General features: G+C 64.8%; 8 protein-coding genes. 6 read left to right on the forward strand and 2 right to left on the reverse strand.

Going from position 1 to position 13,912, the window contains the following annotated elements; all coding sequences use genetic code 11:
* Positions 1-11 precede the first annotated feature (11 nt).
* Entirely contained in the window at positions 12-1,301 is a 1,290-nt protein-coding gene (locus QZ471_RS11570) for an OprD family porin (RefSeq protein ID WP_295463808.1), read from the reverse strand.
* Positions 1,302-1,673: 372 nt separating this feature from the next.
* Between QZ471_RS11570 and QZ471_RS11575 the strand changes: the two genes are divergently transcribed.
* The 3 genes from QZ471_RS11575 (at position 1,674) to QZ471_RS11585 (ending at position 7,336) form a co-directional block, all read left to right on the forward strand.
* Positions 1,674-2,090: an HIT family protein gene (locus tag QZ471_RS11575; protein ID WP_295463809.1), complete on the forward strand. Its 417-nt coding sequence runs from the start codon at positions 1,674-1,676 to the stop codon at positions 2,088-2,090.
* Positions 2,087-2,296 (forward strand): SlyX family protein, encoded by a 210-nt coding sequence (locus QZ471_RS11580; protein WP_059232214.1) that lies wholly within the window; start codon positions 2,087-2,089, stop codon positions 2,294-2,296. Before QZ471_RS11575 ends, QZ471_RS11580 begins: the two co-directional genes overlap by 4 nt.
* Positions 2,297-2,488: 192 nt before the next feature.
* Complete coding sequence (locus tag QZ471_RS11585) at positions 2,489-7,336, forward strand: NAD-glutamate dehydrogenase (RefSeq protein WP_295463810.1); 4,848 nt, start codon at positions 2,489-2,491, stop codon at positions 7,334-7,336.
* 94 nt (positions 7,337-7,430) lie between these two features.
* On the opposite strand, the gene QZ471_RS11590 is transcribed toward QZ471_RS11585, so the two are convergent.
* On the reverse strand, positions 7,431-8,459 hold the full coding sequence (locus tag QZ471_RS11590) for an alpha/beta hydrolase (RefSeq protein WP_295463811.1): 1,029 nt from the start codon (positions 8,457-8,459) through the stop codon (positions 7,431-7,433).
* A 214-nt stretch (positions 8,460-8,673) separates the two neighbouring features.
* Between QZ471_RS11590 and QZ471_RS11595 the strand changes: the two genes are divergently transcribed.
* The 3 genes from QZ471_RS11595 (at position 8,674) to QZ471_RS11605 (ending at position 13,907) form a co-directional block, all read left to right on the forward strand.
* A complete protein-coding gene (locus QZ471_RS11595) occupies positions 8,674-10,923 on the forward strand; it encodes an ATP-binding protein (protein ID WP_295463812.1) in 2,250 nt (749 codons plus the stop codon).
* 8 nt (positions 10,924-10,931) lie between these two features.
* On the forward strand, positions 10,932-11,393 hold the full coding sequence (locus QZ471_RS11600; RefSeq protein WP_295463813.1) for a response regulator: 462 nt from the start codon (positions 10,932-10,934) through the stop codon (positions 11,391-11,393).
* A 102-nt stretch (positions 11,394-11,495) separates the two neighbouring features.
* Positions 11,496-13,907 carry a response regulator gene (locus QZ471_RS11605; protein ID WP_295463814.1) on the forward strand — a complete coding sequence of 804 codons (2,412 nt, stop codon included), beginning with the start codon at positions 11,496-11,498 and terminating at the stop codon, positions 13,905-13,907.
* Positions 13,908-13,912 lie beyond the last annotated feature (5 nt).

The raw sequence follows: 13,912 nt of genomic DNA on the forward strand, positions 1-13,912 counted from the left end.
GCTGGCCTCTATTAGAGGATGTTCAGCGGGTACTCGGTGATCAGGCGGAACTCGTTGACGGTGCCGCCAGTGGTGGCGTCGCCGCGGTGCCAGGATTGACGAACGCGGAAGGAGAGGTCCTTGGCCGGGCCGCTCTGAATCTTGTACTTGGCTTCGACGTTGGTTTCGCGCTCTTTGGCGCCGTCTGCGTAGGCACCGTAGACGCCGTTGGTGTCGTCGGTGATGCCGCTACCGTAGACATAACGGGTCATGAAGCTCAGGCCGGGAACGCCCAGGGTCGCCATGTTCAGATCGTAACGAGCCTGCCAGGATTTCTCGCCAGGTGCGTTGAAGTCCGAGTACTGGATGGAGTTGGCCAGGAAGATGCCGTCGCCACCACCTTGGGTCTCAGCTGATGCGTAATCGAAGGGGGTATCGCCGTTGACCTTCTGGAAGCCCAGGGTGAAGGTGTGGGCATCAATGCTGTAGGCAGCTGCCAGGGAGAAGGTGTTGTTGCTGATGTTGCCCAGCTTGGAGCTGCCGGAATCTTCGGTGTAGTAGTAGTTGGCATCGAAGGTCAGCGACTGGTTGGCACTCAGCGGCTGAACGTAGTTCACGTTGCCGTAGTACTGGTTCCAGAGGTCCTTCAGCTTGCCGTAGTAGAACGAGGCGGACAGCTGGTCGTTGAAGCTGTATTTGCCACCGCCATAGGCAGCGGACCGGGCGGTCTCGCCCGAGTAGGAGGTGCCGATGTCGCCGTCGTGGAAGGTCTGGATACCATCACGCGTAGCGGTGAAGTAACCCGCTTCGAGGAACAGCTTGTCGATTTCTTCGCTGGTCAGCATGAAGCCGGTGCCATTGGCCGGGAACAGGCGGCTGCCACCCAGGGCGAATACCGGGGAGGTGGGCTGCAGGTTGCCGTACTTCAGGACGGTGTTGGAGATGCGGACTTTGACCGCGGCGCCAGCGGTGGAGTACTCGTCAGCAGGCTCAAGTCGGCTGTTGCGCGGCAGGTTGCCGGTGCCGGAGGTGCCGGCGCCGCCGTCGAGCTTGAGACCCAGGTAGCCGAAGGCGTCCACACCTACACCCACGGTACCCTGGGTGAAGCCCGATGCGTAGTTCATCAGGAAGCCATGGCTCCAGTCGATACGATCGTTGGCCTGGTTCTTCAGATCCCGGTTGAAGTAATAGTTGCGGTTCAACAGGGTCAGCTTGCTGTCTTCGACGAAGCCCTTGGAATCGGACTGCTGGTCGGCGAAAGCCAGTTGAGTGGTCCCTGCAGCTACAGCCAGGGCGATAACGCTCCACTTCATCGCTTGCATCAGAAATGCTCCTTTGGGTTTTGAGGATCAGCCATCGTGTCAGCCGTGGCTGTTTGTTCTAATGGCGGCACGTATAGCACCTCTCCGTGAGGGGCGATAGGCCTTGGCAAAAATTTGCGTCTGCGGGCGTTGATTTAACCGGTTCTCTTGAGAGTTTGCCTTAAGAGTTCCTCGCCGTTCGTCGCGCGTGAATTCCGCTAGCAAGAAGCATGCACAATAGGCGAAGCGGTAGGCAATTCGAGCTATTGCGCGCTTTCGACGAGGCATGGCTGCAGTGTCGGAAGAGGTGGTTGCACCTTTGTGACACCAAAGGTTTCACTTACGGGTAGTCGTGCACATTTTTAGTGCTGACCTAATTTGGCAGGAGTAGAGATGTTCCAACTTGATTCACGGCTGGCCGGCGATACGCTGGAAGTGGCGTCCTTGACGCTCTGCCAGGTGTTGCTGTTCAACGACCGCCGCTACCCCTGGCTGATCTTGGTGCCACGCCAAACAGGTGTTACCGAGATTCTCGATCTGTCGGTAGCAGATCAGGCGCAACTGTGGCGAGAGGTGACACTTGTCGCCCAGGTGTTGCGTCAGGCACAGCCCGGTCTAAAACTGAACATCGGTGCCTTGGGCAACGTGGTCAGTCAGTTGCACGTGCACCTGGTGTTGCGCCACGCGGCCGATCCGGCCTGGCCTGGGCCGGTCTGGGGGCATTCGCCGCGCGAACCCTACGGCGATGAGGAGGGGCGCACGGCGCTGAAGCTCTGGCGAACATTGCTCGAACAGGAGGCCAAGTCATGACGCTCGAAGAACGCATCGCCGAACTGGAAGTGCGCCAGGCCTTCCAGGACGACACCATCCAGACCCTCAACGACATCATTGTCGAGCAGCAGAAGGCGCTCGATCGCTGCGCGGCGCAGATCCGCCTGCTGGCCGAGCGCCAGGCGGAGCTGCAGACCGCCGGTGGCGGCGGCCTGCCGGACGAGGCGCCGCCCCCTCACTATTGAGACCCGTTCCGCAGCTGAATCTTGTTGTCGCCCTGACATACGTGCGTTGACGGAATAGAGGGCTACTCTAGCCGTACTGCACTGTTGCACTTTTTTGGTGCAGTCCGGCCTCGTCCTTCGTGGAACTCGCTCCGGGAGAGGCCTGTCCTCTGCGGAGCGAAGCCCACAGCACCTTCAGGACGGAGTACGGTTATGGCGTTTTTCACCGCTGCCAGCCAAGCGGATTTCCAACAACAACTCAATAATGCCCTCGCGGCCCATGTCGAAGGGGCCACCCTCGAACAGCTGGAGCGCTTCACCGCCCAGTTCTTCGGCATCGTCCCGCTGGAAGAGCTGACCCAGCGCCGTCTTTCCGACCTGGTCGGCTGCGTGCTCTCGGCCTGGCGCCTGCTCGACGTCTTCGATCCAGCCGAGCCCCGGGTCCAGGTCTTCAACCCCGATTACGAACGCCACGGCTGGCAATCGAGCCATACCGTGGTCGAGGTGCTGCACGCCGATTCGCCGTTCCTGGTGGATTCGATCCGCATGGAACTCAATCGCCAGGGCTACAGCGTCCATACCCTGCAGAACAGCGTGCTCAGCGTCCGCCGCGATGCCCAGGGCCGGCTGCTCGAACTGCTGCCCAAGGGCCAGCAAGGCGAGGGCGTGACCCGCGAAGCCCTGATGTTCCTCGAGATCGACCGCTGCGCGGCCAGCAGCGAATTGCGTGCCTTGGAGGCGTCGCTGCAGGAGATCCTCGGCGAGGTGCGCCTGGCAGTGGGTGACTTCGCTGCCATGAAGGCCAAGGTTGGCGAGTTGCTGGACTGGCTGGAGCAGCGTCCGGCGGGCGTGGAGGACGGGGAGCTGGCCGAGGTCAAGGCCTTCCTCGACTGGCTGCGCAGCGACCGTTTCACCTTCCTCGGTTACGAGGAATTCACCGTGGCAGGCGAGGGCGAGAACGCCGTGCAGCGCTATGCGCCCGAGTCCCTGCTGGGGCTGTCGCGGCGGCTCAGAGGCAGTCCGGAGACCGCCACGGTGACGCTTTCCGGCGAGCCGCTGCGCTATCTGCGCGAGCCGGTGCTGCTGTCCTTCGCCAAGGCCGCCGATCCGAGTCGGGTGCATCGCCCGGCCTATCCAGACTTCGTTTCCCTGCGCGAAGTGGACGCCAGCGGCCGGGTGGTGCGCGAGCACCGCTTCATGGGCCTCTACACCTCCAGCGTCTACAACGACAGCGTGCGCGAGATTCCCTACATCCGGCGCAAGGTCGACGAGGTACGGCGTCGTGCCGATTTCGACAGCAGCGCCCACCTGGGCAAGGAACTGGCCCAGGTGCTCGAAGGCCTGCCGCGCGACGATCTGTTCCAGACGCCGGTGGACGAGCTGTTCAGTACCGCCATGGCCATCGTGCAGATCCAGGAGCGCAGCAAGGTGCGCGTGTTCCTGCGCCGCGATCCCTACGGCCAGTTCTTCTATTGCCTGGCCTATGTGCCGCGCGACATCTATTCCACCGAAGTCCGCCAGCGCATGCAGCAGATCCTCATGGATCGCCTGCACGGTACCGACTGCGAATTCTGGACCTTCTTCTCCGAGTCGGTACTGGCGCGGGTGCAGTTCATCCTGCGCGTCGATCCGTTGCAGCCCCAGGACGTCGATCCGGCGCGGCTGGAACAGGAGATGGTACAGGCCTGCCGCAGCTGGAAGGATGATTTCGCCAGCCTGATGGTGGACAGCTTCGGCGAAGCCCAGGGCACCTCCATCCTGGCCGACTATCCGCTGGGCTTCCCGGCGGGCTACCGCGAGCGCTTCGCGCCGCACCTGGCCGTGGTGGACATGCGCCACCTGCTGGCGCTGAACGATGAGCGCCGCCTGGCCATGGGCTTCTACCAGCCGCTGACCCAGGTCGGCGACAACATCCTGCACTGCAAGCTCTACCACGCCGATACGCCCCTGGCGCTGTCGGACGTCTTGCCGATCCTGGAAAACCTCGGCCTGCGCGTGCTTGGCGAATTCCCCTACGAGCTGCGCCATCGCAACGGCCGCCGCTACTGGATTCATGACTTCGCCTTCACCACCGTGGCCGGCCTGGAGCTGGATCTCCAGCAGCTCAACGACACCTTCCAGGACGCCTTCGTCCAGGTGGTCGAGGGCCAGGCGGAGAACGACAGTTTCAACCGCCTGGTGCTCACCGCCGGGTTGCCCTGGCGCGATGTGGCGGTGCTGCGTGCCTATGCCCGCTACCTCAAGCAGATCCGCATCGGTTTCGACATCGGCTACATCGCCGCCACCCTCAATGCCCATGTCGACATCGCCCGGGAACTGGTGCGGCTGTTCCGCATGAAGTTCTACCTGGCGCGGCGCATGACCAGCGACGACCTGGACGACAAGCAGCAGCGCCTGGAGCAGGCCATCCTCAGTGCCCTGGACGACGTCGCGGTGCTCAACGAGGATCGCATTCTGAGGCGCTACCTGGACCTGATCAAGGCGACCCTGAGAACCAACGTCTTCCAGACCGACGCCGCCGGCAAGGCCAAGGCCTACTTCAGCTTCAAGCTCGATCCCAAGGCTATTCCGGAGTTGCCGCGGCCGGTGCCACGCTACGAGATCTTCGTCTACAGCCCCCGCGTCGAGGGTGTACACCTTAGATTCGGCAATGTCGCCCGGGGCGGCTTGCGCTGGTCGGATCGCGAAGAGGACTACCGTACCGAGGTGCTGGGCCTGGTGAAGGCGCAGCAGGTGAAGAACTCGGTGATCGTGCCGGTCGGGGCCAAGGGCGGTTTCGTGCCGCGGCGCCTGCCCCTGGGTGGTTCCCGCGACGACATCCAGGCCGAGGCCATCGCCTGCTACCGCATTTTCATCAGCGGTCTGCTGGACATCACCGACAACCTCAAGGACGGCGAGATCGTGCCGCCGGCGGCGGTGGTGCGCTACGACGGCGATGACCCTTACCTGGTGGTGGCGGCCGACAAGGGCACCGCGACCTTCTCCGACATCGCCAACGGCATTGCCCAGGACTACGGCTTCTGGCTGGATGACGCCTTCGCCTCAGGTGGTTCGGCCGGCTATGACCACAAGAAGATGGGCATCACCTCCCGTGGTGCCTGGGTCAGCGTGCAACGACATTTCCGCGAGCGTGGCATCGACGTCCAGCGCGACCCGGTGACGGTGCTGGGCATCGGCGACATGGCCGGCGACGTCTTCGGCAATGGCCTGTTGCGTTCGCGCAGCCTGCAACTGGTGGCGGCCTTCAATCACCTGCACATCTTCATCGATCCCAATCCGGACGCCGAGCGCAGCTACGCCGAGCGCGAGCGACTGTTCAACCTGCCGCGGTCGAGCTGGACCGACTACGACGCCAGCTTGATCTCCCAGGGCGGTGGCATCTTCCCGCGCAGCGCCAAGCGTATCGCCATCACTCCCGAGATGAAGGCCCGCTTCGACCTGCAGGCCGACCAGCTGACCCCCACCGAACTCATCCATGCGCTGCTCAAGGCGCCGGTGGACCTGATCTGGAACGGCGGCATCGGCACCTACGTCAAGGCCAGCTTCGAGAGCCATGCCGACATCGGTGACAAGGCCAACGACGGCCTGCGGGTGGACGGCTGCGACCTGCGTGCCAAGGTGATCGGCGAAGGCGGCAACCTGGGCATGAGCCAGTTGGCGCGCGTGGAGTTCGGTCTGCAGGGCGGTGCCTGCAACACCGACTTCATCGACAACGCCGGCGGGGTGGACTGCTCCGACCACGAGGTCAACATCAAGATCCTGCTGGGCGATGTGGTCTCCGCGGGCGACATGACCGTCAAGCAGCGCAACACCCTCATGGTCGAGATGACCGATGAGGTCGGCGAGCTGGTGGTCGCCAACAACTATATGCAGACCGGCGCCCTGTCCCTCGCCGAGTACCGTGCCCGGACCCACCTGGCCGAGTACCAGCGCCTGATCGTCGACCTGGAAAGCCGCGGCAAGCTGGACCGCACCCTGGAGTTCCTGCCCAGCGACGAGGTCCTGGCCGAACGCGCCGCCAAGGAGCAGGGGCTGACCCGCGCCGAGTTGTCGGTGCTGATCTCCTACAGCAAGATCGACCTCAAGGAGCAACTGCTGGCCTCTTCGGTGCCGGACGATGAGTACCTCGCCAGGGACATGCAGGGCGCCTTCCCGCAGCGCCTGACCGAGCAATTCCCCGAGGCCATGGCCCGTCACCGCCTGAAGCGCGAGATCGTCGCCAACCAGATCGCCAACGACCTCATCAACCATATGGGCATCACCTTCGTGCAGCGGCTGCGCGAGTCCACCGGCATGAGCGCGGCGGACGTGGCCCGGGCCTATGTGGTCATGCGCGACGTCCTGCACCTGCCGCACTGGTGGCGCCAGGTAGAGGCCCTGGATCACCAGGTGCCGGCCGAGCTGCAACTCCGGCTGATGAGCGAGCTGATGCGCCTGGGTCGCCGGGCGACCCGCTGGTTCCTGCGCAGCCATCGCAGCGGGCTGGACGCCGGTGCCGCCGCAGCCTTCTTCGGCCCGCGTATCGCCGCCCTGGGCGTGCGGCTGGACGAACTGCTGCAGGGCGAGCCGCGCCAGGATTGGGAAGAGCGCTTCCGCGCCTACACCGAGGCGGGGGTTCCCGAGTTGCTGGCGCGGGTCGTGGCGGGGACCAACCACATCTATACCCTGCTGCCGGTGATCCAGGCGGCGGACGTCACCGCCCAGGATCCGCTGGAAGTGGCGGCCACCTGGTTCGCGGCAGGCGACGTCCTGGATCTGACCTGGTACCAGCAGCAGCTCAACCAGCTGCCGGTCGCCAATGCCTGGCAGGCCCTGGCACGGGAAGCCTTCCGTGATGAGGTGGACGTGCAGCAGCGCGCCATCACCGTCGGCATGCTCAATCTCGCCGAGGCGTCCAGCGATCCGGAGGCGCGACTGTCGCTGTGGCTGGAGCAGCATAGAGCGGCGGTGGAGCGCTGGCGTGGTCTGCTGGTAGACCTGCGCAACGCCAGCGGCCAGGACTACGCGATGTACAGCGTGGCCAGTCGGGAGTTGGCGGACCTGGCCAGCAGCAGCGCCTAAGGCGGACGGCGTCATTGGCCAGGTGCCGATGACGCCGCCGGTCTGACGGTTCAGCGTGAAGGCGGCGTACCCCAGGGGGCGCCGCCTTCTTCATTCATGGCGTGGGACTGGCCGAGCGTTCGCTTCGCGGTTTCGCCAGGCCTTGCAGCAAGGCCTGGTGGAAGCGTTCCGGTGCCTGCATCTGCGGGGCGTGGCCGAGGTCGGCGAATTCCACCAGCGTCGCCTTGGGAATCAGCTTCGCCGCGGCCTTGCCCAATTCGGGATAGTGGCCCAGGCGCGCCTTGACCTCCGCTGGCGCGGCGTCCTTGCCGATGGCGGTGGTGTCGCGCTGGCCGATCAGCAGCAGGGTGGGCACGCGCAGCTGCGGCAACTCGTACACCACTGGCTGGTTCTGGATCATGTCGTAGATCAGCGCCGAGTTCCAAGCCACGCGATCCTTGCCCGGTCCCGCATTGAGGCCGGCGAGCATCTCGACCCAACGTTCGTAGCGCGGTGCCCATTGGCCGGCGTAATAGGTGCTGCGTTCGTAGTCGCGGATGCCGTCCGCGGTGGTCTTCAGCTCGCGTTCATACCACTGATCCACGCTGCGATAGGGCACGCCCTTGGCCTGCCAGTCCTCCAGGCCGATGGGATTGACCAGCACCAGCTGTTCGGTGGTCTCGGGATAGAGGAGGGCGTAACGGGTCGCCAGCATACCGCCCGTCGAATGACCGATCAGGGTCGCCCGGGCGATACCCAGGTGCTCGAGCAGGGCGTGGGTGTTGGCCGCCAGTTGTTGGAAACTGTATTGATAGTGAGCGGGCTTGGTGGACTTGCAGAAGCCGATCTGGTCGGGCGCTACCACCCGATAGCCATTGGCGGCGAGTATGCGGATGCTGTCTGCCCAGGTGCCGGCGCAGAAATTCTTGCCGTGCAGCAGGACCAGGGTGCGCCCATTGGCCTTGCCGGTCGGGGCCACGTCCAGATAGGCCATCTCCAGGGATTGGCGTTGGGAGGTGAAGGTGAATTGCCGGACGGGATAGTCATAGTCGAAGCCCTCCAGGCGCTCGCCGTAAACGGCATCCGCCATGGCAACGGGGCTGAGCAGCATAGCGATCAAGGGGAGGACGAGGCGTAGGCGCATGGTTGAAGTCCGTGAGGGCAAAACAGTTCCGACCGATGGTGCTGGAGCAAGATTCCTCCTGCAGGTCAGATGAGCGAATGCCCCGGATGTCCAGGCTGCCGTCCGCACCGATTCGCTTCGCCTCCAGGCCAGGGTCTGATAGTCTGGAACATCGTTTGTTTCGTTCGCGCGCACCTCGTTCCTGCGCTTTTTCCGATCACGAGAGGTCCCCGGTTTGGCGCTTGAGTCCCAGCCCCAGATACAGCCCGATGCCTTGGCCGATTGTGCCAATGAGCCGATCCATATTCCCGGCAGTATCCAGGAACATGGCTTCCTGTTCGCCGTGGAAGAGCCCGGGCTGCGTATCGTGCAGGCCAGCGCCAATGTGCGCGAATACCTGGGCGTGGGTCCTGACGAGGTCCTCGGCCGGACCCTTGACGAGTTGCTGCCGGGGATGGACCTGCCGGCGATGCTCGCGGCCTTGAATCAGGAAGAGCAGAATCCTTCCTACCAGGGCGAGGTGACCCTCGGCCCGGCCCGGCAGACCTATGCCCTGTTCATGCATCGCTTCGCCGGGGTACTGATCGTCGAATTCGAAGCGCCGGTGGATACCCACCTCGGCCTCAATACCCTGTATCCCATGGTGCGGGTGTTCATCGAGCAACTGCACCAGGCCGAGACCGTCGACGCCATCGCCCAACTCGCCGTACGCGAGGCAAAGCGGATCTCCGGTTTCGACCACATCATGATCTACCGCTTCGACGAGGATGGTCACGGCCAGGTCCTCGCCGAGGAGCGTGATGCTGGCGTGCCCAGCTATCTGGGCCTGAGATTCCCGGCCTCGGACATCCCCGCCCAGGCCCGCCGGCTGTACCTGGCGAACCGTATTCGCGTGATCGGCAACGCCTACTACCAGCCGTCGCCCTTGCAGCCGCAAATCAACCCGCTGACCGCCCAGCCGCTGGACCTGAGCTTCGCCCAGCTGCGCAGCGTCTCGCCGGTGCACCTGCAGTACATGAGGAACATGGGCACCCTGGCGTCCATGTCCATTTCCATCGTGGTCGGCGATCAGCTCTGGGGCCTGGTGCTCTGCCATGATCGCCAGCCGCAGCGGGTTTCCTTCCAGACGCGCACGGCTTGCGAGCTGTTCGGTCGGGTGCTGTCCCTGCAGATCGATGCGGCCGAGACCCACGCGGAGGCCGATCGACGTCTCGCCCTGCGCCAATCCATGGTGCAGATGCTCTCGACCATGGCCGACCGCGACAGCGTCTGCCAGGGCCTGCTCGACCTGCCGCAGGTGTACCTGGACTTCGCCCGTGCCCAGGGCGCGGCGATCATCTCGTCCGACGGCACCGAGCTGATCGGCCAGGCACCGCCGCGCGAGCGGGTGGACGAATTGGTCGAGTGGCTGTCGGCCAACGTCAAGGACCACTTCTTCACCGACAACCTGGCCAAGGACGTCGCCGAGCTGCCGAAGCTGGCGCAGCATGCGGCGGGCATTCTCGCTGTGCCGATCTCCGAGCTGCATTCCCACTACCTGATCTGGTTCCGCTCCGAACTGGTGCAGGTGGTGAACTGGGCGGGTCGCCCCAGCAAGGTGGATCAAGGCGACGGTCGTCTGTCGCCGCGCCAGAGTTTCGCCCTCTGGCAGGAAACGGTACGGGGGCTGTCCCTGCCCTGGTCCGCGTTGGAAGTGGAAAGCGCTCTGGAACTGCGCAACGCGGTGCGCGGCATCGTCCTGCGCAAGGCCGAGGAGATGGCCGAGCTGGCGGAGGAGCTGCAGCGCAGTAACAAGGAGTTGGCCGCCTTCTCCTATAGCGTGTCCCATGACCTGCGCGCCCCGCTGCGCCACATCGCCGGCTATGCCGAGCTGCTGGGCGACATCGAGGGCGGCAAGCTGTCCGATCGCGGCCGCCGCTTCCTGGAGAACATCGGCACCTCGGCCCGCTTCGCCGGCAGCCTGGTGGACAACCTGCTGAGCTTCTCGCAGATGGGCCGGGCGGCGATCCGCTATTCCGACGTCAACCTGACCGCGCTGGTGGAAGCCATCCGCGAGGAAATGGCGCCGGACTATGCCGAGCGGCGGGTGGAGTGGCGGATCGGTCCGCTGCCCGTGGTCATCGCCGATGCGGCCTTCGTCCACCTGGCCTTGCGCAATCTGCTGGCCAATGCCATCAAGTACAGCCGCTATGCGGACCCGGCGGTGATTGAGGTTGGTACGCTGCCAAGTGAGTCCGAAGACGTGGTCTTCGTGCGCGACAACGGCGTCGGCTTCAACATGGATTACGTGAACAAACTGTTCGGCGTGTTCCAGCGCCTCCACCATGCCGACGAGTTCGAGGGTGTCGGTATCGGTCTGGCCAGCGTCAGACGCATCATCGAGCGCCACGATGGCCGGGTCTGGGCCGAGGGCGCCGTGGGCGAGGGCGCCACCTTCTATTTCGCGTTACCCAAACAACGACCGTCGCCGGTGCACAAAAGGTAGTCCTGTTCATGCTCAAGCCCATAGTACTGGTCGAAGACAACCCGCACGATCTGGAGCTCACCCTGGTGGCTCTGGAGCGCAGCCAGCTGGCCAACGACGTGGTGGTGCTCCGCGATGGCGCCGAAGCGGTCGACTACCTGCTGCGCCGCGCACCCTATGCCGACCGCGAGCCGGGCAATCCGGCGGTGATGCTGCTGGACCTCAAGCTGCCCAAGGTCGATGGCCTGGAAGTGCTGCAACTGGTCCGCGAAACGCCGGAACTCTGTAGCATTCCGGTAGTGATGCTCACCTCGTCGCGCGAAGAGCCGGATCTCGAGAAGGCCTATGGCCTCGGCGTGAACGCCTATGTGGTCAAGCCGGTGGAGTTTCGCGACTTCGTCGCCGCGATCAGCGATCTCGGCGTATTCTGGGCCGTGCTCAACGAGCCGCCACCCGGTTCGCGACGCGTGGCGCGCCGGACCGGCCGCTAGCGAGTGAGCAAGATAGATCTACCTCCAGCCCATTCTTCGCGCCAGGCGGACGCTCGCGATCCGGTTTCCCTGAGCGAACAGCTGCAAGGCCGACGCCCGTTTATGCCTCTCTCGAAGAAGATCAAGATCCTGCTGGTGGAAGACAGCAAGCTCGATGCGGAGCTGATCCTGATCGAGCTGGAGCGGCACGGCTTCGAACTCCAGTCCAAGATCGTCTACGAGCGCACCGGGCTGACGCTGGCCTTGAGCCAGCAGACCTACGACATCATCCTTTCCGACATCATCCTCCCCGGCTTCTCGGGCGCCGAGGCGTTGCGCGTGGCCCGCGCCCTGGCGCCGGGCACGCCCTTCATCTTCGTCTCAGGGATCTTCGGCGAAGTCCACGCCGTGGAGATGATGCGCCTGGGGGCCAACGACTATGTGCTCAAGCAGAGCATGGAGTTGCTGGCCAAGGCGGTGGAGCGCGCCCTGCTGGTGGTGCACGAGCGCCGCGAGCGGCGGCGTGCCGAGGAAGCCCTGCACAGCCTGGAGGTCCGCTCGCGGCTGGCCATGGATGCCTCGCGACTGGGCATGTGGGAGTACCTGCCCGCCAGCCAGACCCTGATCTGGGACGAACGCTGCAAGGCCATGTTCGGCTTGCCGGCGGATGCCGTGGTGGATCTCAAGGTATTCGCCCGGCTATGTGGCGCCGATGGACTCGACCGCTTCCTCGACACCGTACGTCAGGCCAGTGCCGACGAGCGCGACGACGATTACCGCAGCGAATACCGCATCCGCCTCGACAACGGTGCCCAGCGCTGGGTCGAGACCCGTGGCCAGCCGTTCTTCGACGCCGGGGTCTGCACCCGTTTCCTCGGCGTGATGCTCGACATCACCCAGCAGCGCGATGCGGCGGAAAAGCTCGAACGACTCAACGTCAGCCTCGGTGAGCGGGTCGAGGAACGGACGCGCGAACGGGACCGGACCTGGGATCTCACCCGCGATCTGCTGCTGGTGTGCCGGCCGGACGGCACCCTGGTCGCGCTCAACCCGGCCTGGGAAGAAAATCTCGGCTGGTCGCGGATGCAACTGCTCGATTCGTCCTTGCTCGACCTGGTGCACCCAGACGAGCGCAGCCTCACCGACAACGAACTCAAGCAACTGGCCACGCGGGCGGCCAGCCAGCGCTTCGTCAACCGGATCCGCCATTTCGATGGCAGCTATCGCTGGATCTCCTGGACCGCGGTGCCGGATGCCGGCATGACCTATTGTTCCGGCCGGGACATCTCCTCCGAGGTCCTGGCGATGGAGGAGTTGGCCGCGGCGAACCGCCAACTGCGTGAGCAGATCGACGAGCGCGAGCGGGTGGAGGCGACCCTGCAGCAGATGCAACGCCTGGAAGCCGTTGGCCAGCTCACCGCCGGGGTGGCCCACGACTTCAACAACCTGCTCACCGTCATTCTCAGCAGCGCCAGTTTCCTCGAGCGCGACCTGAGCCGCCTGGGTGCCAGCGACAAGACCCAGGGGCGGGTGCAGAACATCCGCGAAGCGGGCGAGCGGGGCGCCAAGCTCACCGCCCAGCTGCTGGCCTTTTCCCGGCGCCAGCGCCTGGCGCCCAAGCCGGTCAAGCTCAACGAGACGGTCGAGGGCATGCTCGAACTGCTGCGCAGCACCATGGGCGGCAGTGTCTGGATCGAAACCCACCTGCGCGCCGACTGCTGGCACGCCCTGGTCGACCCGACCCAGATCGAGCTGATCATCCTCAACCTGGCGATCAATGCCCGGGATGCCATGGCGGTGGGGGGCACCCTGCGCCTGAGCACCTCGAACCAGGTGATCAGCGAGCCCCCGCAACGGCCCGAAGAACCGGAGCCGGGCGAGTACGTGCTGCTGGCCGTGCAGGATTCCGGTACCGGCATGAGCGAGGAGGTGCTCGCCAAAGCCTTCGAACCTTTCTTCACCACCAAGGAAGTCGGCAAGGGCTCGGGACTGGGGCTGGCTCAGGTTTTCGGCTTCGCCAAGCAGTCCGGGGGTGGGGTACGCATCGAGACGCGGATGGGCTCGGGCACCACGGTGCTGGTCTATCTGCCGCGTACCGAGGCCGACGAGGCCCAGGATCCGGTGGGCGTGCCGACTCTGGGGCGCGACGAGCAGGCCGCCGAGCGGCGCATCCTGCTGGTCGATGACGATCACGCAGTCCGCAACGTGACCGCGGCGCTGCTGGCCGATCTGGGCTACCAGGTGGTGGAAGCCAGTAACGGCTTCGCTGCGCTAAGTGCCCTGGAGCGCGATCCGCAGATCGACCTGCTGCTGGCCGACTTCGCCATGCCCGGCATGAACGGCGCCGAGCTGGCGCGCCAGGTGCGCAAGCGGCTGCCACAGCTGCCGGTGGTCTTCATCACTGGGTATGCCGAGCTGGGCGAACTCGATCCCGAACAGTCCTTCATCGTTCCCAAGCCCTTCCGTGAAGCGGACCTGGCAGCGCGCCTGCAAGCCGCGCTGCGGGGCGAGAAGCCCCAGCCGTCGCCGGCCTGACGAGG

Origin of the sequence: uncultured Pseudomonas sp. (genome assembly GCF_913774235.1) — a bacterium.
In the GTDB taxonomy this organism is placed as follows: Bacteria; Pseudomonadota; Gammaproteobacteria; order Pseudomonadales; family Pseudomonadaceae; genus Chryseomonas.